The organism is Bacillus sp. BF2-3, from assembly GCF_008368795.1.
Lineage (GTDB): Bacteria > Bacillota > Bacilli > Bacillales > Bacillaceae_G > Bacillus_A > Bacillus_A cereus.
Window position 1 is genome coordinate 36,158 of sequence record NZ_QOSA01000059.1, and the last position, 24,294, is coordinate 60,451.

Genomic DNA, 24,294 nt, shown 5'->3' on the forward strand with positions numbered 1-24,294 from the left:
AAATTTACTCTAGTGGAGATTTTATTTTGATGATTGCTTTATAATTATATAAAACTGCGCTGAAATACAATAAATTGAAATAAATACATTATAAATATAACGGATAACCTTAAATAAAAAATAATGAAAATTAAAGAAATTCTAAAGTATTAATATATTTTTCGTAAATATTAATTGATAACACATTAGACTTTACTATATGTATAAATTCTCTATTCTACAAAACGAAATTTTTTAATGTAAGAAAAAATATAACTCCCCTTTCACATTTATACAAGTCTCATCTGGAAAACTTTCCAAAACAATCCGAACCCTTATATTTAGAATAAACACAAAAAATTGCCACCAGTTAGCTTAACTGGTTGGCAATTTTTTAACGAGAATGCTCTACAAATAGTTGAATTGCTTCTTCTGGTACATAGCACTTTCCATTACTCTCTACAATAATACTTTTTAATTCATACCCTTTACCATTGATACGAATTATATTTTTGTTACCAAATAATTGTGCTTCTACTTTATTATGTTTTACTACGAGTAACGGGTTTGCTCCTTCGGTTTTGTCGGCTGTTACAGTTGCACCGATTTTCTTAAAGGCTTGTTCACTCTCTAAAAATATTTTATTCGTTACTTCTTCTAAGTTAAAGCCCATCGCTTTCGCCATCGTCTTCGCAATGTCTGTATTTTGGATTAAGCCTTCTGGTTTTTGAGGTCCATAAGAATGTAAGAATACATCCTCACCTGTATGTCCTCCTGTCGTAAAGCCGATATTTGCACGATTAGCCAATAATGTAGTAAGAATTCGTCCTACATCCATTTTCTTTTTTGCCGCTTTTAATTTTTCTTTTTCATCATGAGTTAGATTATCCAAACCGTATAGTTTAGCTACATCTTCTACATTTGATAAATCAGATTTCAGTTTATTTATAGTTCCTTCAAGTGTCATTTTCGCCTTTTTCAATGGATCAATGTATGCAGAAACCGGTGTAGTATTGTATCCTTTTGTCGTATTCCTATTCCCTATAGAGATGCCGCTGTTACCATGATCAGTTAAAGCGATGAGCATCGTATCCCCATCTTTCTTCGCAAATTGTAACGCCTTTGCTACCGCTTCATCAAATGCCAATATATCACTAATCATCCCAATTGGATCATTAGCATGGGCTGCCCAATCAGGCTTACTACCTTCTATGAATAAAAAGAAGCCATCTTTATCTTTTGATAATGTTTGAATTGCTTTTTCTGTCATTTGAGAAAGTGTTGGTTGTTCTGGGTTTATTGCTATACGATCCATATCAAACGCAAGAGCATGATGTGAGAAAGAGCCCCAAATTTTATTAGATTTGGAGTTCAATAACGCATCTTTCGTTTCAACGAAATCGTATCCTTTGTCCTGAATCACCTTCACTAAATTTTCACCATCTTTTCGGATTCCATTACTTTGCATAGGTAGCAGCGCTGCTTTTCCCCCGCCTAATACGACATCTATATTTTGATATACTTGCTGCTTCGCAATTACGTCAAATTGCTTGCGATTGACATGGTGAGCCGAGAATCCCGCCGGAGTAGCATGCTGAATTTCAGATGTAGCAACAATTCCAGTTGCACGACCAGTACGTTTTGCCCCCTCTAATACGTTTGCGACCGGCCGTAACTTGTCCTCTTCTTTTATTGGCTCTAAGCTAGGCGAACTTACAATAGAAGGTAATACACCTACATATCCTGAATTTGATTTATTTCCAGTTGCTAATGCTGTTGCTGCTGGCGCTGAGTCTGTAATAGCTGATTCCGCCGAAAACGTACGAACTCCTCCTGTTACAATTTGATCTAACGTAAGCGGTGCCCCTTTATACCAGCGAGCCAATGTTGTCGCCGTTGAACTCGTTCCGTCCATAACCATCATAATTATATTTTTAGGCTGGTGTTCTATTTTTTTCACCTTAGCTTTGGCCGCATGATAATTCATCATACTTTCCGTACTTAATACGCTTACTATTATAGCTGCCACTAATAGCAACTTTTTCATCTTCACACCATAATTCAACATGATTGTTCCTCCATAAACTTTGCATTCATTTTAAATACACACTATTTCCTTTTCCATACCAAAACCTACATATGTTTTATTAGTTCCCAATTCTCATAAAGCTAACAATAGTTACTTTCCCTTTCTTTCCTTTATTAAATATCGGTATGTATCATCTATCTTATAAAAAAGATTTAACATCCTTTTCATTAATTACTTGTTTAACAATAAATCCTCGATCAAAATAAATAAAAATTTATTGTTAAACAATAAATTTCGTGTTAAATTAATAAGATATTAAATAAATGAGGTGCTTTTTATGAAACAAGGATCCACACTCTTTTTAAAGACCGTTGTGATTCTGATCGGAATCCCCGTTCTTGCTATGTGCATTTTTTTAGTCCCTAAAATAGGAGCTTTCGCTGCAGAATTATATCCAGATATTGCATATATTAAATATCTTGTATTTATCAATTTATATGCAACAGCAATACCTTATTACTTCGCACTGTACCAAACATTTAAGCTTTTAAACTATATTGATAAAAATAAAGCATTCTCAGAGTTATCTGTTCAAGCTTTAAAAAATATTAAGTACAGCGCATTGGCAATTAGTGTATTATATGTATTAAGTATGCCACTTTTCTATCTCGTGGCAGAGAGAGATGACGCCCCTGGCATTATTATTATCGGAATGATTATGATTTTTGCTTCAATGGTAATCGCGGTCTTTGCTGCCGTTCTCCAAAGACTATTAAAAGATGCTATAGATATAAAATCAGAAAATGATTTAACGGTCTGAGGTGAATAATATGGCAATTATTATTAATATTGATGTAATGTTAGCGAAAAGAAAAATGAGTGTAACAGAGCTTTCGGAGAAGGTTGGAATTACAATGGCTAACCTTTCTATCTTGAAAAATGGAAAAGCAAAAGCAGTCCGTTTTTCAACTTTAGAAGCAATATGTAAAGCATTAGAATGCCAACCGGGGGATATTTTAGAATATCAACCTGAAGATACCGAGTAAAAAGAGTCCTTCATACGAGAAGGACTCTTTTTATTACACATTACGGCGCAAAACTAATTTGACCAGTAAACAATAGGATAATCGCTATGATCCAAAATATAAAAAATGATGAGGACAGTATTAATGAAAGAATAGCAATCCCCTTCTTCTCTGTTTTTTTCGTCATTGTGATTATTGAAAGCATGATCCCTACACCTGTCAGGGCAATTGTAATATAATCTCCAACTATATTACCTGCATTCGCTATCCTTGTTGGCGTTATAAAAACGAATAGAAAACACAAAATGCCGATGAGTAAAGATACATAGCTTATTATACTGTACTTCTTTTTAGGAACTATTTCAGTTTTCATACTAACCCCCCCCTTCTATATAGCTATGAGTTTATATTAGCATGAATAACCATAATTTGGTTATGATAAAAAGCAGATAAAACGGACACTATCACTTTATCTGTCTATTTCTATCTAACAACTAACCTGACTATTTCTTTACTAAAGATATACAATCATTCTTTAATCCACGGCAATTGGTATATAATAGCTCTAAAAAATAAAGACTGTACCTTTAAAAAATAAAGACTGTACCTTTAAAATGAAAGATACAGTCTTTATTAATAACTTTTTTTATAAAGAAAACTCTCTATCACTCACTACCTTAAAAAACTCCGAGTAATGTGATAAAGAATAATCCGCTACATCACAATTACCTTGAAACATACATGTTGAAATACCTAATTCTTTTGCAGGTAATAAATCTAATTCTCTATCTCCAATAGCTAAATCAATATTGTATTTTTTATGCAGATGATTATAAGCTAAAGAGTTTGGCTTTCGAGGAAAGCCATCGTCAATTGTAACCATATCTACGAAGTATTTTTCCCAGCCGTAATATTTTAAAATGCCCATAACCCCTTCCCTATGTTTATGGGTCATAATCACATTTTTATTTGCAAATTTCAAAACCTCTTCGACACCTGCAAAAGGTTTCATATCTTTTGGCGTGAATTTCTCCTTCAAAACTTTAATCTTTTCTTCCTGCTCGCATGAAATATTATAATACTGAATTGCATGAGAGTATGATATTTTTAAGTTTTTGTATATTTCTTGTTTTTCTACTGAGTCACCTAATATTTCAGAAAGCATCATTGTATATGCAGGATACGTATCAAATAACGTCCCATCAAAATCCCATAAAATATTCATTCTATTCACCTTCTATTTTCAAATCATTCAATGACTAAATCCGCCCTATCCCTCGGCAATTCCGTTTTTAAGTAATAATCCTCTGCTTTCCAATACCTATTTTCAAACTTTGAAAGGTTTTTCTGCGTTTTTTCACTCTCACGTAGAAACCTTGTCTCTCTTGGACAGTCCAAATAGACCATATAATGAAAAAAATCTCTCCATTCTTTTCGCTGCAGAAAAACTCCTTCAATAACAATTACGCCTACAATAGGAATCTGTACTTTTTCCATTTCACATATATCTGTTTCTTCATGAAAGAAAGGTAATTTCAATTTTGTTTCATGTTGTAGCTTTTGAAAAAATTTCTGCCTTAGCCATTCAATGTCCCATTGTAAATAATAATACTCGTACCATTCTTCATATCCAGTATGATATCGTTTATTACGCTCCACTATGTGATCATCAATATGGAAAATATGAAACGGAATGCCTTCTTGTTTCATATTTTCTTTTAAATTGGCTACGAATGTTGTTTTTCCAGATCGACTTAAACCATCTATCCCTAAAATAAAGCGGTTTTCTTTATGCTTCTTCATAACATTTATAAGCTCATTTGTACTCATTACTTCTTCCACTCTTCTTTTAATAACGAGTATAGAATGGTATCATGAGCGACACCATTTTGAATCATATGTTTTCGAAGTAATCCTTCTTCTTGAAATCCTGCTTTTATTAACAATTTTTGAGAAGCTTTATTTTCTACATATACAACCGCTGCGATTCTTATTAGTTGCAGCATTTCAAATCCGTAAGCTAAAATCGCTTGTAATGCTTCCGATGCATATCCTTGTCCCCAATATGTATCATCTAATTCATAACCAATTTCAGCTCGTTTATGATGATTATTAATTAAATGAAATCCGCACGTTCCGATTAATTGGCCCGTCCCTTTTTTCTCGATTCCCCAGCGAAATACACTGCCCTCTTCATAACGATTTTTAAACGTTTGAATCGTGGTTTTCGCTTGCTCAATATTTTGGAAAGAATCCATTCCGAAATAACGTATAACTGATTCTTTCGAAAAATATTGGAACATCGTTTCTGCATCTAATAGTGTAAGTTCTCTTAAGAATAAACGTTCTGTTTCTAGTTTCGGAAATCCCATCTCTCTTTCTCCCTCTATTCTAATGAACTGCAAATTTCAATATAATTTCCATCTGGATCAGCAATGTAGGCAATTGTTTGTCCCCACGGTTTTACAATTGGCTCCACTAAAATTTTAATACCTTGCTCTCTAAATTGCTCAATCGTTTCTTGTACATTCTCAACAACGAATCCTAACTCGAAATGAGAAGACTGTAATTCACCTTCTGTAAGCGGTAGTCCTGTTAATTCTTTCACATCTTGCCGCGTATTCATCGCTAAAATGGTAGTTCCAGTATTAAATTCAATATATGTGCCGTGCTCTGCTTTTATAGGTAACTGTAAAATATCTTTATAGAACTTTAAACATTCCTCAAACTTTTCTACATATAAAATGATGTACTTCATTTTCAAATTCATTTTACATCCCCCTTTGTATCTATCCCTAAAATTTCGACAAAAGTCTCATAAAAACCTTGTTCCTTGTAGTAATGAGCAAAAAAAAATGAGGCCGATTTCTCGGCCCCCCAGCTTATTGGCATAAAACAGGAGATTTGGTTTGGACATAACCAGTTCGTACTTTTATTATATTTTATTTTTTCTGAATTTTAAATACATTAAACACCTATTTATATTGAGAAAGTTTTTTGCTTGCATAAAATTAAAGATTTTAAGAAATGATACAAATGGAGGTGTATACATATGGAACCAATGCTATGTCCAAGTTGTAAAACGAACCGTACTCGCTTTAATATTCTTGAGCAACAAGTAAAACCAGTCAAAATAAATCCACAAACTGGTCAAGTGGAAGAAGAATACACAAATGAAACGATGAATGCTTTTCATATGGCTTATCAAGGACCTACATACCGTGTCCAATGTGCTGTATGCGGACTTGTTGAAAACCCTGAACAATTTATTAAACCTGCGCAAAATCAGTCTTTCTAATAAAAATATGATTATCCCTTGTAGAAATAGATTTTTCTATAAGGGATTTTTTCGTTTAATACGTTAATTAAAAATGTATTTCTTCCTTATTATATGTTAAATTCCACACCATTTTAGTAATATTTATATAAGGGAGGTGAAACAAATGATTTTAAATAAAAAGATAATGCTTCCATCAACATTTCTACTATTAACTTGTCACATAATCATCTTTTACTTTTGGATTTCCGATTGGAAGAAAATCTCGAGTTCTTACGGTTTAGCTATATGGATACTTTCTACTATTTGTGGTCTTTTACTTTATTTCCTTTATAAAAAACAAAAATCTAATAAAGTGATATTCATTGCTAGTTCGTTATTATTAATTACTTCTTCATTTATGATTTTTTTAGGTATTGTTACTGGTATCATCTTTGTAACTGTTAGTTCTATTCCTTAAATATACAATATTTTATTATATAAAAAATATCCAACAAAACAAGGATATATAGAAATTAAAGAAGATGATTTCCATTCAATATACAACCATCTTCTTTAATAAACCCAATCTTTGTTACAATATTTCATTTTTTAACTTTTTAATCTTCCTAAATAAATTAATAAACGCATATAAATATATACAAACTAAAAACCCAACCATACCTTTATATAATCCTGATTCTGATACTCCAAGAAAACATAAGTAAAACACTGGAATTAACATTACAAACATAATTGCAACGAACTGTATCAATTCAACAAATTTTTGTATCTTCGTTTCTTTGTCTGAATAAATATCAGGTAACTCATTTTCCTCGTCTACTTCTTTACAAAAATAATTCCACTTCGCAAAACTCGTTACATGTTTCCATCCACACATTTCATATATTTCAATATATTCTTTTTGTTTTTCTTTTGAATCTTTATAATCCAGTCTAAAATCCGCTTTATATACTACATCTTTTGGTTCAGTTTTCTTAAACGTATACATTACATTATACTTTTGTAAAGCCCATCCCTTTTGATGCATTTTTCTTAAAAAAGCTTCTTCTTTTTCCAAGCTCCATATCGCAAAAGGTTTGAATATCTTCTTTGTCTCCATCGCTCATTCACTCCCCTAATATACTATTTCCATTCCTTACAGATCTCTGCAATCTGTTATACTCGAGCTCTAACACTTCTCTCCCAAACGGCGTTAACTCATAGCACTTCTTTCTGTCTGTAGAGGCAACTTCAACAATTAACTTCTCTTTTAGTAATTTCGTCGTATTTCCATATAAAGTACCAGGGCCGAGCTTTACTTCCCCATTTGTCATCTCTTCTACCATTTGCATAATTCCGTAGCCATGCAACGGCTTCACGAGTGACAATAATATGTAATATGTCGCCTCAGTTAACGGAATATATTTTTGCGCCTTCGCATTCATTATAACTACCTCCGATACATCGATATATGATATATCGACTCACGATACATCGTATATCGATATTGTATAATTATATTCCAAAATATGCAAGAGTAATTTAATAATTAAATATCCATTTCTTTGAATTAAAAAATCATACCAATTTTCTGAATAATTTGTTAAAATATAGAAATATTAGCTCTTTTATAATGAAAGGAATGGTACATATGATAAATAAATTGAAAGAAAACATCGGATCTGTGTTTGTTGGTAAAGAAAATGTTATTGATCTACTGCTCGTTTCACTTCTTGCTGATGGACATGTACTACTCGAAGACGTGCCTGGTACTGGGAAAACGTTACTGGCGAAAACCATTTCAAAAAGTATTGGTGGTAGTTTTTCTCGCGTTCAATTTACCCCTGATGTACTTCCAAGTGATGTAACAGGTATTGAATACTTCAACCCAAAAACAAGCGAATTCGAATTAAGAATTGGACCAGTTATGACAAACATTTTGCTAGCAGATGAAATTAACCGTGCAATGCCGAGAACGCAGTCGAGTTTGTTAGAAGCGATGGAAGAACGACAAGTGACGCTGGAGAAGCAGTCAACTCCTCTTCCGAAACCGTTCTTTGTTATTGCGACGCAAAACCCAATTGAATCACAAGGGACTTTCCCTCTTCCAGATGCACAGCTTGATCGCTTTTTAATGACGATTTCAATCGGTCATCCAACTCCTAAAGATGAGTTACAAATGATGCGACGTTTTCGGAACGATTTACCATTAGAAAGTGTCACATCTGTCATCTCATTAGAAGATATTTTAGAAGCTCAAAAACGAGTAAAAGAAATATTTGTTTCGGAACCGTTAGAACATTACATTATTAAACTTGCTCATGCTACAAGAAATCATGATTATATCGCTAACGGTGTAAGCCCACGTGCCACATTAGCTTTAGTACGTGCTGTTCAAGCTTTAGCCTTTTTACACGGGAGAGAATATTGCACACCAGAAGATATACAATTGTTAGTTCCTTCTGTTTGGAATCACCGTATCGTCTTATCAATGGAAGGTGCCCTGCGTACGACAAAGAATGATATTATGCAAAGTATTTTAAAAGAAGTTGACGTACCTGTGGAGATTGAACAAGCATGAATGGACAGCGTGTTGTAACTGTGCCTTTATTTTTTCAACTCCATATTATTCAACTAACCGTTCCAATCGCATTACTTTTCACATTCTTTTTCCCGCAACGAATGCTTATGTTTCTCTTTTTCTTCTATTATTTATTTGCGATTTTTATTTATAAATATGTCGCTTTCATAGAGAAGAAGTTTCAAATCATAAATGAGAAACAAACTACACGGATTTTTCCTGAGGAATCTGGACAGTTTTTTATTCATTTAAAAAATGGAGCCAGCATACCAATCGTTAATGGTGTTTGTTACTTTCATTTAAATTCGTCCCTTATACCGCATAAAGAGCAAGGCATTGAACAAATATCAAAAACGTTATTCTCTTTCCCATTTTCACAACCTGCACATTCGGCACAAAAATGGGGGTTAACATTAACCGCCACGAAGCGTGGTGTGTTTCAAATTGAACAATTTGAATGTGTATTAAAAGATCCATTTCATCTATTAACTGTACATTTACCTGTTTTTGATAAATTAAGGACTGAAATTATTGTGTATCCTTCTCCTAAAGAAGTAGCAGGTTTGCAAGAACTTCAGCAACTTTTGAATGGATCTTATCGAACGAATTTTTCTTTTTACAATGATGAAACATCTATTATCGGTGTAAAGCGATATGAGCGTGAGTCTTTCCGCTCTATTCATTGGAAGGCATCTGCTAAAATGCAACAATTACAGGCGAAGCAATATGAACCTGTAAAAAATTATAGTTGGACGATTTGTCTTTCTTTAGCTGCCGATCGTGGATTTGGTTGGAAAGATAATGTAGAAGAACTTATTTCATATGGAACATACATTTTCCAGTATGCAACGAAGCACCACATTCCGTTTGAATTGTTTATTAGTGTATTAGCAGAAGGCGGTGCATTACATGTACCGTTAAATGAAGGACAAACACAATATGCAAAAGCTTTAGAAGAATTAGCCCGTATTTCAGATGATAGTACGTTACTTCCGAAACAAGGATTCCTTCATTATGTAAAGAGAAAAAGAGAACGATCGTCTACAATGATATACATTGGTTTACAAAGAAATGAACTCCCTCTTCTCTCGCAGCCAACGTTTCTCATTACTAGTGAAGGGATGGTGGAACCAGTTGAAAACTTGGCTATATCACATTCATGATTTCATTCTGCTCCTTCTGCTTTCATTATTAACAGAAAGAGATGAACTAATTAGTATTGCAATATTTTTAACAACAGGCTATATTGGAGTATTTCTTATTCATAAATTTATGCAGAAAAAAACAACAGGATTTGTAATACTTTTAGTTCTTCAAATCGTTCTTTTCTCTTTATTTTTACCTTTTTCTCTATTTGGCACAATCATATTACCACTATTTTTCTTTATCGTACATGTGGTCGGACCTGGATATCCAGTTCAAAAATCTTTAGGTGGTATTGTATGGTTTGTCGTTTCAGCTATATTTTATGCACCCTTTCCACCGCTGTGGAAACTATTAATGTTAGCCTTGCATCTTATGATTACATTTTGGTTAACCGGGGCAAATCGCAAACAACAACTATTACGTTTTTCTTCTATCATTACGATTGGCTTAATGAGTATATTAATTGTTCAAGTATTTCCTTTCATTCGACTTATTTTTGGTTTTATAACGGAAGTAGTCGCATTAGGCTTCGGCTATGCTTTAATGCCATTAATTAAAGCAGCGGAATTAAAAGATACTGAAGATGTTTGGGCAAATAAAGGACATCTCTTAAAACCAAAAATTGAAGACGGAAAAAAAATTCCTGATTTTGATCCAATACTCATAAATAGCACTACAATAATAGTCTGTACAGCTATCGCTATTTACGTCGTTTGGAAAATAGTAAAAAAACGAAAACATTTAAGTTTACCAAATATGCCCGCCTTCGAATCTACTATCATTACTGATAAAGAAGGAATGAGCCAAAATCGTTTTAAACGAAATAAACCGCCACATAACGAAATTCGGAAGGAAATTTTTAAGCTAGAGAGTAAGTTAACCCCTCCTTTAAATAGAAAACGGGGAGAAACTGTTGAGGCTTGGCTAGAAAGAATAAACGATGAAGAAGATGTAAATATTCAAAGTGATATTATTATAGATACTTATAATACGGTGCGTTATTCAAATAGTGCAAACACTGTACTTCTACATGAATTTAAGGAAGAGATTCATAAGCTTTATGCATATCAAAAAAGTTTGAAGAAATGAAAGAAATAACGTAACAAAAAGACTCCTATATTCATAGGAGTCTTTTTGTACTTCTACGTTGCTTTTTAAATGGAAGCATTCTTCCCTGCTTCAATTTCTAATGACTCTTCATGCCACCAAAGTGTTTCTTCAGGGTCTTCTTTAGCGATTTGGTGTGCTTCTTTTTTCGTTTCTACTGTAGGATATGAACCTTTTAGCGCACGCCCTGAAGTTGTAACGAATAGTACACTAAATACAACTAATCCAATAATACTTACACCTGCTAAATAAAATGCCGGTGCGAGCGGGTTACCAGTTGCATGAACTAAGTATGAACATACAAGCGGTGTTGTTCCACCGAATATCGATACAGAAATATTAAATGAGATCGAAAGTGCTCGATAACGTACATCAGTGAAAAAGAGTGATGGTAATAATGAAGGTAATGTTCCTTCATATACACTTAAGAAGAAACCTAGTACGAAAATACCTGCAAATATAGCTGCAATATGTCCGTTACCTATTAGTAAAAATGCTGGAATTGCAAATACAGTTAAACCAAGTAAACCAATTTGCACAACGCGTTTATTACCAATTTTATCACTTAATTTACCGAAATATAGTGCTAGTGGAATCATAAGTGCCATCGTAATAGAAATAATTAATAAGCCTGTTGTTTCTTCGACTTTAAGTACTTGAGTTAGATAAGAAGGAATATACGAAAGAATCATATAATTTGTAATATTAAAGAAGGCGACAATTACTGTGCTTAATAAGAAGTCTTTTTTGTGATATTTAATAATATCCATGAATGAAAATTGTTCATTGTCTTCAGATTCCTCTTGTGCTTTTTCCATCTCTTCAAAGATTGGAGATTCATCTAGATGACGGCGTAAGTATAAACCGACCAAACCAATTGGTGCAGCTATTAAGAACGGAATACGCCATCCCCAGCTGAGCATTTGCTCATCTGTTAACAATAACGTCAAAATGGTAACAATTACCGATGCAGCAATGTAACCTGAGAGTGTTCCAATTTCAAGACCACTACCGAGTATACCACGCTTTTTATCTGGAGAAGATTCTGCGATATAAACCATTGCTCCTGAATATTCGCCGCCTGTAGAGAAGCCTTGAATCATTCGGGCAACTAAAAGTAGTATTGGTGCCCATACACCAATTTGTTCATAGGTTGGTAGTAATGCGATGAATAATGTAGAAAGTGCCATTAAAATAATAGTAGTACTTAACACGATTTTTCGGCCGTACTTATCTCCTATTCTACCAAAGAATACACCTCCGATTGGTCGAACGAGAAAGGCTGCTGCAAATGTACCGAATGTAAGTACAAGTTGCAATCCACTATTATCAACACCAGAGAAGAATAATTGACTTAAAATTACCGCTAAATACGCGTATAATCCGAAGTCAAACCACTCCATTGCGTTCCCTATACCAGTAGCAATTACTGCTTTCCTGGCTTGTTTAGGATTAACAATATTAACGTCTTGAGGTTCAAAATTTAAATCATTATTTTGTTGCATATAATAAAACAGCTCCTTATTTAATTTAACTTCTTTAAGCACACCTTCTCTTATTGAATAAAATTAATTCGAAGCACTTAAGGAAAAGCAACGTCTCCTTATCTGTTATTATTATTTCACATAATTAATTATTTGTCCAATTAAATGCTCTTTTTATATAAAATTAAACCCTGTTTAACTTGTTATAGAATGACGTTCAGCTTATATAACACATACCTTTACACTACAAATGAAATTTTAATTTATTTATATCTATACGTTTCTGTAATTGCTTCCTTTAACCTAGAAATTAGTAACTTTTACTAAAGATTTGCATATATTTAAAAAGTGAACTCATTAGCTCGAATTTTGTCTTATTACATTCAACTATAGTATTATTATAGATTTAAAGGAGGCTATTTTATGTTGGAAATAATGCTTTTACTTGCTACTGTTTCTTTTCTCTTCATTATTTCTGGATTTTTCATTACCTTAAAACAATATAAAGAAATAAAAAATATAAAGACTATATTAACTACAAAAAAAGAAAATGAGAAAACTACATCCAAAAACTCAATCCCTATGCAATTAGACCTGAGCGTTCTCAATAATTTACTCGCGTCTGGAATAAATAAAGGTTCCAATTCAAGTAATGAAAATTCTAAGTCTGATAAAACTAAATAGTCGTTACGTATATAATAAAATATATATCTCCTATTTTATCTAACCTTATTAATAACTACCTCTGATTCAAAAGGAGACTACTTATGTGTAAAAATCCGATTTCTATTATTATTCGTATACAGCATAACATAAAAGTTTTACCTGAAATTTTGAAAGCCTGTGAACAACTACAGCCTTTAGAAATTATCCTTACTATTAACGGATGTATCGATGATTCCATTGATATTGCACAATCTTACAATTGTAAAATTATCACACTAGAAGAACCGACAGAATCAAATAATTGTTATGTAATTGGTGCAAAAAAAGCAAAGGGTAAGTACCTCTTATTTTTAGATGCAAATTACATTATCCAATCTTCCTTACTTACACAATTTCTTCAACCATTACTAGACGAATCAGCTGACATAGTATTAAACAATTTAAATGACTTTTTTTATCAAAAGCAAAAGCCAACTATAGAAATGATTTGGCAGCAAGTTACGAATCATTTTTTTCATCGTCCAGATTTACATGTTAACTCACTATTATTTCCTCCCTATGCAATAACAAAAGAGATTCTTGATGCAATTACTCCAGAAAGTTTATTAAATCCGATATTGGCACAAATGAAAATTATTAAAAATAAATTTCGCATTAGCAATCATTTTAAAATTTCTATACCGCAAATTCCCTCCTTCCCCTCAAAACAACTCATTCGTTATCACCTAGAAGCAATTGAAAATTGGGTAAATATATTACAAAATTCAAGAGGAAACTATACTGATAATAATCGAAGGCGGGATATTATTTTAGAACTTCAAAACGGCGAACAAAGAGCTATATCCAAAATAATTACAGGTAAAGAGTTTTATTCAAATACTTATGGAAATAAACAATTATCCATCATTATCCCTGTTCAAAATGAAGAAAAAACGATAGAATCTATCATTTTTGAGGTGCAGAAATTAAAACCTTTAGAAATCATCATTATTGTTAATGGATCAACAGATAAAACAGAGGAATTGGCGAAGAATTGCGGTGCAACAGTTATTACTTACAAAGAAGCACTCGGCATTGATACCGGACGTGCCGTTGGTGCATATTTTGCAAAAGGTGATATATTATTATTTATTGATGGTGATTTCTTAATTCCTAGTTCTGATTTATTACCATTTATACAATCTGTTCAAAATGGAACCGATTTAGCTTTAAATAAATTAGAGCACTACTACATGTATCGTGTTCCTTATACTATCGTAACTGCATGTAAGCATGTTGTTAATTTAGCATGTAATCGAAAAGATTTAGGTATGGGCTCCACAACTGCTGTCCCTCATGCTTTTAGTCGAAAATGCATTGATACAATTGGGTTTGATTCTCTTCTTTCACCAACCTTAAGTCAAGTTAAAACAATTTTAGCAGGATTGCATGTACAAAATGTTCATTCTATCGACGTTGACAAGATAAATCGAGTTCGACCAGAAAAACACTTCTCGCAGGAAGGCTACCTTTCATTAGCAACGCAACAAATCATTGGTGATCATATAGAAGCAATTTCTTACCTCATCGAACAAAAAAGAAACACTGAATGCTTTTAATTGTATATTCTTACCACCAAATAATATATGAATTCATTTTAAATATATAGCAAAATAAAAAAGATGGTTGTAACCATCTTTTTTATTTTTACATTAGATCAAAAGAAAAGTAGCAGGCAGGCTTTTCATTTCTGTATCTTTCTTAAGAAGTTTGAAAATAGAGGCTTGTTAATGAAGAGTCAACACTTAAATCATCTTTTAGTGCAATTGAGAAACATGCAACTAATGGTAAAGTAATAACAATTGATCCACTAGGACTAATTACAATAGTAGGACTTGTCCCACATGTGCCTCCACAATCGACTACTGCATCAATTCCACTACCAGGGGTAATTGTAATTTTAAGACACACATCTAAACAAACATTATTCGTAGTACATGCCATAACTCTCCCTCCTTTCTTTTAACAATATATGCAGTTAATTAAATTCGGACACGACTCTCTTACTAAGTCTTATAAATTAGATGTTATTTTATTATTAACTGCATAGAAAATTAACGTTTTATTAAACTATCTAAATCAACTAAAAAACTCAAATCATCCTTTACTGAAATAGAAACACATGCAATAAACGGTATTACATTAAAATTAGATAAACATTCATCATTGCACCTTACGAATATTTCTGCCCCACCATTTGGATTGACTTTAGTTTCTAAAGAAATATGAAAACAACTTTTATTGATGCAAGACAAGATATTCCCTCCTTTCTTATATCTAATATCAATTTATCCAAAAATAAAAATACCGTTACAACTTTATTTACTCTTTACCTTCCATACTTAAAATAAAAAAGATAAAAGCTTCTTCATATATATAAAGAAGCCTTTACCTTTTAGTTACTTGTTCATTTACTATCAGTCAGTGAAACATGCTCTTCACTTGTACCTGAGCTAAAAATAATAAAAATTTTTGATTTTAGTTTCATTGCAATACTAAATATCGTCAAGTTGCATAAATGAAATGTTTAAGTTACTCATTCAATAGACAAATTTACCTTTTAAAATAAATCTTTAAAATCCTTATTCTTCAATAAATATGAAAGTCCTTCTAAATGATCCCCAGTAATTCTCAATACAGCTGGTGGATGTCCTATCGTCGCAAAATGCTCTTGTGGCCGAATACGATTTGGTTTCATTACATCTACAAAATGGACACATTCGACTTTATACCCTTCTAATATTGCCTTTACTTGTGCAACACACGCTGTGTGAAGAGTGTCCCAGCCAATTCCCTCTAAACATTTTCTACTAATAGCATGGGGAACAGCAATTGTAGATCCTACCCCTAAATCTTTACGGTTACAAGCAATATTCAACATATATTTATATAAACTTACAATATATAGAGGAAATCTAAGATTTAAATTTAAATCATTTAAAACCATATCAACACCATCCGCAACAGCTTGTGTTAACGGATGAAGATCTTTTGCTGGAATAGCAAAATCAGCATCAATAAAGAGAAGTATATCTCCTGTCGCTTCTTGTGCACCAATTGCCCGTCCTACATCATGCCCTAATCTTTCTTTATAAACAATTACTGTTGCCCCTGATTGCTTAGCAATTGCTTCTGTTTGATCTGTTGACCCATTAATGACAACAATTATTTCTTTCGGTTCAATTTTTCTTGCCTCAAGAATAACTTCTTTAATCGTTGATTCTTCATTTTGTGCTGGTATAATAATTGATAACTGTTTTCCATTATAAATAGAGGAATTCATTCCCCATCCTTTATGGAAACGTGAATAATTCTTTTGTTTTTTTAACTGCTCTATAATTTCTCTTTTTCTTCCTCCATCTGTATAATTACCTCTATCATCTTTTCGTTGTAACCAACTCTCCAAAGCTTTTATATTTTCTTTAATCTCATATACTTCTAATTTAGTTAATCCATTTTTATAGAAAGAGGTTTTGTTTGCAGGCATATTATTCAAGGAGGTGTTAGTGATGGCTGACGAGGATTGTAGTCGCCACCCTTTCTCAATAAGAGTTACTTGGGACAGAATAGGGTTCTGCAAGATATCATATCCAATGTCTTCAATTGCTTTTTTAGTAATAGCATATGGCATAGATAACATCGAATCATATTTTAAATCCATACGCCCCAATACATCGTTTACTATTTTTCTATACACCATAGCAATGCTTGGCCATTCTACTCTCATCTTTTCAAAACAAACCGAGTCTATATTATTTAAAATTACATCCTGTTCCTTTTTTAGTAGCGGTTCTATAAATCGTTCTAATTCTACCGAAAAAATAACATCTTCTCCATTTAAAAATAAGACTACATCACCATTGGCGACTTTTGCCCCATGAACTGGTGCTTTCCATTTACTTTTCTCCTCAATCACAACAACGTTACTTTCAACAAATGTTGGTATAGATTGTATCGCACTCATTCTATCATCAGCTACAATAATAATTTCTAGTGGTTTTATATGCTGCACTTTATTTAAAATTTGATTCAATTTTGATTTTTCTTCTCCTAAAACTATAACAACTGATAGGTCCACTTCTTTTTGTTCTTCTTTTACAGTCTGATTAGGTTTTACTTTTTTTATATATTCAATTGTTTCACTCTTCCCTACAGCTGCATGCCCTGCTTTTTTATCAAAATATAAGTCAATTATAATTTGATTTACTTCCGTGTCTTTATCAAGTTGCTCTAATTCGGAAATAAATGGTAGCAAATGATTTTGCACATCAAATTCACACGCGAAATTTTGCAAAAAATAAATATTCGGTACATATTTAATGTGATTAAAAAATTTCACAACATTAATTCTTTCACCAAATTTCTCTTCAACTTCTTCTCTTGATAAATTTGGATAAGACAAATCGAAAACTAGATTTATTGGTACAGGTATCCATTTTAATAAATTTGTTTGAGGATTATTAATGAAAGCTGTGGAGCCCTTAACGAATCCAGCTAAAATTAAAGACATAAATCCTCCCCCAGAACTGCCATAAAACAACACATTTTTCGAATCAACTTTTAACTTTACAAATACTATTTCTAAAATATTTGCTATATCTTGTAAATAAAATCTATTTAACTCTCCCTGTCCCCAACCTAAAGATAATTTTCCAAGATATAACGTAGGGTCATTATAATATATAACAGTATCTTCAAATTCATCCATCCAAGAATGTCGATGAAAAATAGGTGGACCAATTGGCTGTTCTTGAAACCCACCTGCTCCGGATCCAAAAACAATAGTGTTAGAAGCATCGGGCTTAATACGAATTAAAAATTCATACGTTACTTTATCCCAATCAACCTTGAGTATAAATGGTTCTGTAATTTGAAAATCCATTTGCCATAATTGTTCATATGAAATGTTAATTATTTTATACTGGTCTAACAGTTTAATCACCCTTTCCATCCATTTCAAGTTGTTCTATCAAGTAAGAGAGAGCTTCAACGTGATCACCAATGATTCTTAATACTGCCGGAGGATGCCCATTGTGACTTACATTCTCCATTAAACGAATTCTATTCGGTTTTACAACATCAACGTAATGTACACATTCTACTCTATACCCTTGTAATATTGCTTTTACTTGTGCAAGACTAGGGCATAGTAAGCTTTCCCAGCCTATTGCATCTAAACATGATCTACTCATAGCATGTGGAATTGCTACTAATGAGCCATTGCTTAATTCTGGACGATTATATGCTAAATTAAGCATATATTTTACGACGTCTACAACATAAAACGGAGGGTGTAACATCGGATTCAAATCATTTAATGCTATGTCTACACCAGCTGAAACTGCTTTTGTAAAATGATGCAAATTACTTCCTGAAACACTAAAATCACCATCAATAAATAAAAGAATATCTCCTGTAGCTTCAAGCGCTCCAATAGCACGTCCAACATTATGACCAAGTCGTTCGTTATATTCAATAATAGTAACACCAAGTCTTTTAGCAATATTAGCCGTTTGATCTGTCGAACCATTTACAACGACGATGATTTCTAGTGGTTCTATTTTTCTCGCCTCAAGTATTACTTGTTCTATAGTCTCTTCTTCATTTTGTACTGGTATAATGACAGAAAGTTGCTTCCCATCATAAATTGAAGAATGCATTCCCCACCCTTGATGATAGGAAGGGTATCGCTTACATTCACCTAGTTTTTGAACAATATCTCTTCTTTTTCCTGCATCAGTAAACCCTACTCTTCTTCCTTTTTTCTCTATCCATTTAGCTATACCGCGTAAATATCTTTCTACTTTCTCTTTTTCATTTTTGGATAACTCTTTTTTTATTAAATATCCTCCTTCCTCTATAGTCTCATCTTTAGATAACGTATTGATTGCATATTGATCGTTAATCCGCCACCCTTGATTCACAATCTTCATATGAGATAGAACGATATCTTCCATATAATTAAAGCCGATATTTTCCACTACTTCCTTCGTAAGCGCATATGGTAACGAAAGTATTGAATTGCTTTTTAAATCTGGTCGACTTAAAATTTCATTTAACATTTTTCTCCATACAATATCCATATTTGGACATTTACCTATTTCTATCAATTTATCTATTTTATTTAAAACTACATCGGCTTGATTTGTAACAATTGGCTCAATAAATCTCTGCATTTCATTTGTGGATAACGAAAAATTGCCATCTAAAAATAATAAAACTTCTCCTTTTGCTGCCTTTATACAAGCTCCATATCCATCATAATGCTTATTATATTTGTCCATAAAAACAATATGACATTTATGTTTCTTTGCTATTTCATACAAATTACTTCTATCGTTAGGAACTAAAATTATAATTTCAAGAGGATTTAGCTTCCATATAGATTGAATTGACTCTTCTAATATTTGCTCTCTTTCACTGTACAAAATAATAACCGTTAACGATTTCATTACACGCCCCCTTTACACATCATGTGACATAAAATATTAAGTATTACCATTTCCTATGAATTTGCTACTTTATTAACATATTCAAAAGTGAATTATACTGTGTGAAAACAAACGTCTATTTTTAAAAATATAATTCTGCACTTACCTCCTTTCTCTTATCATTGTTTGTTACAACTCTCACCATAAAAAACAAAAAAAGTCCTAATTTCTTTAGGACTTTTTTAAATAAATTTATCAATATTATTAATTTTATATACTACCTTTTTCCATGTTATACCGCGATCTTTTGTAGTAAATATTTCTTTTTTATTACACGCCCAACCTTTACGCCGATTAAAAAAATGCAAACAAAATACATTTTTTAACAATGGATTACTTGATACTTTAATCCATTTTGCTCCTTTTTTTATTATTTGATACACACTTCCATTTTCACTATTTATAACCCAGCCATAATAGGAACTTAAAAACGAAACAGCCACTTTACTAGTATTTATTGTTTTATTTGAAATATGCCACGAATTCCCCTTATCAAATGAGTAATTCATTAAAAATACATCATCATTCTTTTTAGTTGGTATTACTAATAAGTTATTTTTATAGATTGCTTTATAAGCCATAGCAGTCCCATTATTAATTCCTTCAAGACTTGGAATATCTTTTATAGGATGCCAACTTTCCCCACCATTTATTGTTTTAAATACCGTTGATGTTTCATAATGTTTTTGTAATGAAATAAACCCAATTAGATCGTTTATAAATGTTATCCCTGAAATACTATCACTAATACTTATATTTTTTATTACTTTCCAAACTTTCCCTTTCGTTTTCAAATAGTATAAATTATGTTCAAATTTATTTGATGCAAGCTTTCTAGATAATACAATCCATATACTATCCATATTCGTAGCATGCAATTGTACTTGAACATCAGTCGATTTCTCCCAATCTTCTTCAACCGGTAAAATAAACTCACTCCACCTTTCTCCTCTATTAACTGTATAAAATATAGCTGGCAATAAATCGTCATTCTTTTTTGTTAAACCATATGCCCAAGAGCTTCGAGCGTTTATTGGATACCCAAATAATACAATTGAATTAAGAGGATTGACAACATCCCATTCTACTCCTCTATTTTGAGTATATAAGATAGCCTGCTTTTTATTTGTATATTGAATACTAGCCCAACCATATTTATCCGTTCTCATTTGTAAAGAAGTAAATTGAATATCATTATTTTCCAATATATCACCTCATTCTTATTATTTATATATTCGTATGCTATTATTTTCAAAACGTTCTATCATTAGTTATTTAAACCACCCGCTTTATCTACTATCTTTATACTTACTTTCCCTTTTCTTCACCACTCAAATATAACGAAATTCCTTCTATTTTTCCGTTATCATATACAAACGACTGTATTTTACAAAATTCAACTATAAAAAATGCACCCCAATTGTAAACTATCCCCAACAATTAGAGTGCACTTTATATAAAATATAGCTTTAATTTTTAAGCACTTACTACAGCAGCAACTTTATCTAAACAAATAATAAACTGATTCATAAATGCGTCAATTTCCTCTTTCGTAATAATATACGGCGGAAGTAATCGAATAATATTCCCTTTTGTTACATCGACTAACATTCCTTTATTCATTAGCTCAACCTGTAATTTCTTCACATTTTCATTCGTATCATTCAGACTAATTCCAAACATCATGCCAGCATGACGCACTTCCTGTATATAATAAGAATTTTCTTTCTGAATGTCTTGCAGTTTGTCATTCAAATATAGTGACGTTTCATAAGCTTCTTGCATTAACCCATCATCAAGTAATGTATTTAATACCGTTAAACCTAAAGCTGTTCCCATTGATGAATGAGCAAACGTTGTCCCGTGATCTCCTGGTGAAAATACATCACATAACTTTTCACCTACAATAATCCCTCCTAGCGGTATCCCACCTCCTGCTCCTTTACCAATTTGAATAATGTCCGGTGTGATATTAAAATTTTGATAAGCAAATAGTTTTCCCGTTCGACCCATACCACTTTGAACTTCATCAACGACAAGAAGTACATTATATTTTTCACATAAATTTTGAACACCATGCAAATATTTACTTGATAAAGGATAAATTCCCCCACTGCCTAAAACAGGCTCTAGCATAATCGCAATTGGTTTTTCTTTAATAATGGTCTCCTCTAATTGGTCTATATTCTCACGCTCTACTTCGTATACAGGAATAGATGTTTTAGGGAAATTTTGATATACCTTTTCTTGTCTCGTAAAATGTAGTGCCCCTAACGTCCTCCCGTGAAAACTATCTTTTAACACAACTACTCCGTCACGCTCTTCATTCGCAATAGATCTATATTTATCAATTAATTTTAATGTCGTTTCTGTCGCTTCCGTACCAGAGTTTGTAAAAAAGACTTTTCCGCTTTTTAAAGTACACTCTACTAATTTCTTTGCATACTCAATTGCAACTGGGTTTAAGAAATGAAACGGTAAATGCAACGATTTCACAACTTGCTCCATTGTCGTTTGTACAATTTTAGGATGATTGTATCCTAGTACATTTACTCCTACGCCAGAAAATAAATCTAAATACTCTTTACCATCTACATCATATAGTTTACATCCTTCTCCTCTTTCCATTGCAACCTCTGTCCGACAATATGTAGACATCATATATTCTTTATCTAATTGAAACCAATCCGACATGTTAAATTCCTCCTAGTTATTTTTCCTTTTTTAACGTTTATTCTCTATATAATCGTTTATAAATTAAGTTTTAAGATTGAAATTTTAATAGTGGTTTTCTTCCACATTTTTTATTAAAACGTGTGCTTTCTCTTCCCGATATTCATTTTTCCATAATTTCTTCTATTTCAACAGGTCCACTACATATGTGTTTTTTTCATCTAGCGGTATGTTACTGCTTTGAACTTTGTATGTCATACATAATCGAGACTATAAAATCATATTTAGTAACAATCGACGAAAAAATTTGGAGGCTATATCGATGAATGAAAAATATGATAAACATAGGAAAGAATTATTAGAAGAAGACTTTAATAAACATCGAGAACTTACTGAACCAGCTAAATTTCACTCTCAAACAGTTGGTTCACGTGGACCTGTACTAGAGCAAGATAGTGTACTGCATGAGTCATTACAACAATTTATTCATGAAAAAATTTTAGAAAGACCTGTTCATGTAAAAGGATTTGGTGCGTTCGGTTATTTTCAAACGATATATTCGATGTCTGAACATACTAAATTAAGTTTTTTACAAAATTCTAATGAGAAAGTTCCTGTTATGGTTCGATTTTCGTTAGCTGTTAGTACGAAAGGAACACCGGATACTGCTAGAAATGTACGCGGTTTTTCCACAAAATTTTATTCAAAAGAAGGCATTTTTGACCTTTTATGTAATCACATTCCTGTTTTTTCTGTCCGTGATCCAATGCGTTTCCCTGAAACGATTCAAGCATTATTGCCTTCACCTAAAAATAACTTAATAGACCCTAATAGATTTTGGAGTTTTGTCGCTAAAGCACCTGAATCTATTCATTTTGTTGTCCGTTTATACTCTAATAATGGTACGGCCAAAAGTCTTCGCCACATTCCAGGACATAGTGTTAATACATATGTATGGAGAAATGCGGAAGGTAATCGAAAGTATGTAAAGTATCATTGGTACCCGTTTGAAGGTGTACAGTACATTACTAGTAAAGAAGCAATTAAACTAGCTGCCGAAAATCCTGATTATAGCGGGAAAGATTTATATGATGCAATTGAAAATGGTAAACCAGTGGAGTATGGTTTATACGTCCAGCTCATGGATCCGAAAGATGAAGCGCATCTTTCTTATGATCCTTTAGATGACACAAAAGTATGGGATGAACAGACGTATCCTCTCATACCAGTCGGGAAAATGGTATTAAATAAAAATCCTGAAAATTTTATGGAACAAGTAGAAAAGGTCGCATTCTCTCCTTCTAATTTACTGGATGGTGCAGAACTATCAGATGATAAAATGCTGCAAGGGCGCGCTAACATTTACAGTGATTCACAAAGAAGAAGAATTGGTCCAGAATTTCGCAAATTAACGATTAACCAGCAGCAAGATTGGACACCTGCTAATCAAATTACAACCGGTGAAGGAAGGTACGTTGAAGGTAAACTTGAAAGAACTTCTATAATGAAACAGGATGACTTTACGCAGGCTGGTGAATTTTATACGAAGTTACAGCCAATAGAAAAAGAACATCTCGCTGAAAACTTAGCTAGTGATTTGAAAGTTATATCCGATGATATTAGGGAGATCGTTTTGGGGTATTTCAATCAAGTATCAACTGATTTGAAAACAAGCATTGAGACAAAAATGAAAGAGCATTAAGAAGATTAAAACATGCTTTACGAATGAGAATTCAAATCTATATTAATTATTTTCTTGTCAAAATCCAATGAGGTTATTTAATTTGAAAATATAAAGCCAACATATCCCTGTTC

25 protein-coding genes are annotated in these 24,294 nt (G+C 32.5%); 10 read left to right on the forward strand and 15 right to left on the reverse strand.

Annotated features, from left to right (window positions below):
• Positions 1-373: 373 nt before the first annotated feature.
• Complete coding sequence (locus tag DN401_RS29110) at positions 374-2,047, reverse strand: alkaline phosphatase (RefSeq protein WP_000935913.1); 1,674 nt, start codon at positions 2,045-2,047, stop codon at positions 374-376.
• A 298-nt stretch (positions 2,048-2,345) separates the two neighbouring features.
• On the opposite strand from DN401_RS29110, the gene DN401_RS29115 reads away from it, so the two are divergent.
• Together DN401_RS29115 and DN401_RS29120 are read left to right on the forward strand one after the other, a co-directional pair.
• A complete protein-coding gene (locus DN401_RS29115) occupies positions 2,346-2,828 on the forward strand; it encodes a DUF2975 domain-containing protein (RefSeq protein WP_048538282.1) in 483 nt (160 codons plus the stop codon).
• A gap of 10 nt (positions 2,829-2,838) precedes the next feature.
• A complete protein-coding gene (locus tag DN401_RS29120; RefSeq protein ID WP_000974619.1) occupies positions 2,839-3,054 on the forward strand; it encodes a helix-turn-helix domain-containing protein in 216 nt (71 codons plus the stop codon).
• A 40-nt stretch (positions 3,055-3,094) separates the two neighbouring features.
• Here DN401_RS29120 and DN401_RS29125 read toward each other — a convergent pair whose 3' ends face one another.
• From DN401_RS29125 to DN401_RS29145, 5 genes are all read right to left on the reverse strand, one after another.
• On the reverse strand, positions 3,095-3,406 hold the full coding sequence (locus tag DN401_RS29125) for a hypothetical protein (protein WP_000845559.1): 312 nt from the start codon (positions 3,404-3,406) through the stop codon (positions 3,095-3,097).
• A 273-nt stretch (positions 3,407-3,679) separates the two neighbouring features.
• On the reverse strand, positions 3,680-4,258 hold the full coding sequence (locus tag DN401_RS29130) for an HAD-IA family hydrolase (RefSeq protein ID WP_001024236.1): 579 nt from the start codon (positions 4,256-4,258) through the stop codon (positions 3,680-3,682).
• 23 nt (positions 4,259-4,281) lie between these two features.
• Complete coding sequence (locus tag DN401_RS29135) at positions 4,282-4,863, reverse strand: kinase (RefSeq protein WP_000106109.1); 582 nt, start codon at positions 4,861-4,863, stop codon at positions 4,282-4,284.
• On the reverse strand, positions 4,863-5,405 hold the full coding sequence (locus DN401_RS29140) for a GNAT family N-acetyltransferase (protein ID WP_000506639.1): 543 nt from the start codon (positions 5,403-5,405) through the stop codon (positions 4,863-4,865). The genes DN401_RS29135 and DN401_RS29140 overlap by 1 nt, the downstream gene beginning before the upstream one ends.
• Positions 5,406-5,419: 14 nt before the next feature.
• The gene (locus DN401_RS29145) at positions 5,420-5,803 is read right to left on the reverse strand and encodes a glyoxalase/bleomycin resistance/dioxygenase family protein (RefSeq protein WP_001049849.1); all 384 of its coding nucleotides are present in this window, start codon (positions 5,801-5,803) and stop codon (positions 5,420-5,422) included.
• Positions 5,804-6,085: 282 nt separating this feature from the next.
• Between DN401_RS29145 and DN401_RS29150 the strand changes: the two genes are divergently transcribed.
• Entirely contained in the window at positions 6,086-6,331 is a 246-nt protein-coding gene (locus DN401_RS29150) for a hypothetical protein (RefSeq protein WP_000433602.1), read from the forward strand.
• Positions 6,332-6,476: 145 nt separating this feature from the next.
• Positions 6,477-6,770 (forward strand): hypothetical protein, encoded by a 294-nt coding sequence (locus DN401_RS29155; protein ID WP_149288118.1) that lies wholly within the window; start codon positions 6,477-6,479, stop codon positions 6,768-6,770.
• 114 nt (positions 6,771-6,884) lie between these two features.
• Here DN401_RS29155 and DN401_RS29160 read toward each other — a convergent pair whose 3' ends face one another.
• On the reverse strand, positions 6,885-7,340 hold the full coding sequence (locus tag DN401_RS29160) for a DUF2812 domain-containing protein (RefSeq protein ID WP_306292317.1): 456 nt from the start codon (positions 7,338-7,340) through the stop codon (positions 6,885-6,887).
• A gap of 79 nt (positions 7,341-7,419) precedes the next feature.
• Positions 7,420-7,737, reverse strand: a complete 318-nt coding sequence (locus DN401_RS29165; protein ID WP_000991882.1) for a PadR family transcriptional regulator — start codon at positions 7,735-7,737, stop codon at positions 7,420-7,422.
• 206 nt (positions 7,738-7,943) lie between these two features.
• Here DN401_RS29165 and DN401_RS29175 point away from each other — a divergent pair, with 206 nt between their 5' ends.
• From DN401_RS29175 to DN401_RS29185, 3 genes are read left to right on the forward strand one after another with little or no spacing between them, the layout of a single operon-like run.
• Positions 7,944-8,873, forward strand: a complete 930-nt coding sequence (locus tag DN401_RS29175) for an AAA family ATPase (RefSeq protein WP_000608783.1) — start codon at positions 7,944-7,946, stop codon at positions 8,871-8,873.
• The gene (locus tag DN401_RS29180; RefSeq protein WP_001014399.1) at positions 8,870-10,036 is read left to right on the forward strand and encodes a DUF58 domain-containing protein; all 1,167 of its coding nucleotides are present in this window, start codon (positions 8,870-8,872) and stop codon (positions 10,034-10,036) included. The genes DN401_RS29175 and DN401_RS29180 overlap by 4 nt, the downstream gene beginning before the upstream one ends.
• A complete protein-coding gene (locus tag DN401_RS29185) occupies positions 10,008-11,108 on the forward strand; it encodes a DUF4018 domain-containing protein (RefSeq protein ID WP_000860488.1) in 1,101 nt (366 codons plus the stop codon). The genes DN401_RS29180 and DN401_RS29185 overlap by 29 nt, the downstream gene beginning before the upstream one ends.
• A gap of 65 nt (positions 11,109-11,173) precedes the next feature.
• On the opposite strand, the gene DN401_RS29190 is transcribed toward DN401_RS29185, so the two are convergent.
• Positions 11,174-12,631, reverse strand: coding sequence for an MFS transporter (locus DN401_RS29190; protein ID WP_001186926.1), 1,458 nt, complete (start codon positions 12,629-12,631; stop codon positions 11,174-11,176).
• A gap of 402 nt (positions 12,632-13,033) precedes the next feature.
• Between DN401_RS29190 and DN401_RS29195 the strand changes: the two genes are divergently transcribed.
• Complete coding sequence (locus tag DN401_RS29195; protein ID WP_000890039.1) at positions 13,034-13,294, forward strand: hypothetical protein; 261 nt, start codon at positions 13,034-13,036, stop codon at positions 13,292-13,294.
• Positions 13,295-13,377: 83 nt separating this feature from the next.
• Positions 13,378-14,874, forward strand: coding sequence for a glycosyltransferase family 2 protein (locus tag DN401_RS29200; RefSeq protein WP_000335246.1), 1,497 nt, complete (start codon positions 13,378-13,380; stop codon positions 14,872-14,874).
• Between the two features lie 142 nt (positions 14,875-15,016).
• On the opposite strand, the gene DN401_RS29205 is transcribed toward DN401_RS29200, so the two are convergent.
• The 6 genes from DN401_RS29205 to DN401_RS29230 all read right to left on the reverse strand — a co-directional run bounded on the left by DN401_RS29205 (position 15,017) and on the right by DN401_RS29230 (position 22,500).
• A complete protein-coding gene (locus tag DN401_RS29205; protein ID WP_000752474.1) occupies positions 15,017-15,259 on the reverse strand; it encodes a hypothetical protein in 243 nt (80 codons plus the stop codon).
• A 110-nt stretch (positions 15,260-15,369) separates the two neighbouring features.
• On the reverse strand, positions 15,370-15,570 hold the full coding sequence (locus DN401_RS29210; RefSeq protein ID WP_001277646.1) for a hypothetical protein: 201 nt from the start codon (positions 15,568-15,570) through the stop codon (positions 15,370-15,372).
• 305 nt (positions 15,571-15,875) lie between these two features.
• Entirely contained in the window at positions 15,876-18,197 is a 2,322-nt protein-coding gene (locus DN401_RS29215) for a glycosyltransferase (RefSeq protein ID WP_127064234.1), read from the reverse strand.
• Between the two features lie 52 nt (positions 18,198-18,249).
• Entirely contained in the window at positions 18,250-19,767 is a 1,518-nt protein-coding gene (locus tag DN401_RS29220; RefSeq protein WP_000839308.1) for a glycosyltransferase family 2 protein, read from the reverse strand.
• Positions 19,768-19,988: 221 nt separating this feature from the next.
• Positions 19,989-21,011: a hypothetical protein gene (locus DN401_RS29225; RefSeq protein ID WP_000429610.1), complete on the reverse strand. Its 1,023-nt coding sequence runs from the start codon at positions 21,009-21,011 to the stop codon at positions 19,989-19,991.
• A 271-nt stretch (positions 21,012-21,282) separates the two neighbouring features.
• Positions 21,283-22,500, reverse strand: a complete 1,218-nt coding sequence (locus tag DN401_RS29230) for an aspartate aminotransferase family protein (RefSeq protein ID WP_001286473.1) — start codon at positions 22,498-22,500, stop codon at positions 21,283-21,285.
• Between the two features lie 301 nt (positions 22,501-22,801).
• Here DN401_RS29230 and DN401_RS29235 point away from each other — a divergent pair, with 301 nt between their 5' ends.
• Entirely contained in the window at positions 22,802-24,181 is a 1,380-nt protein-coding gene (locus DN401_RS29235; protein ID WP_001003610.1) for a catalase, read from the forward strand.
• The last annotated feature ends 113 nt before the right edge of the window (positions 24,182-24,294 follow it).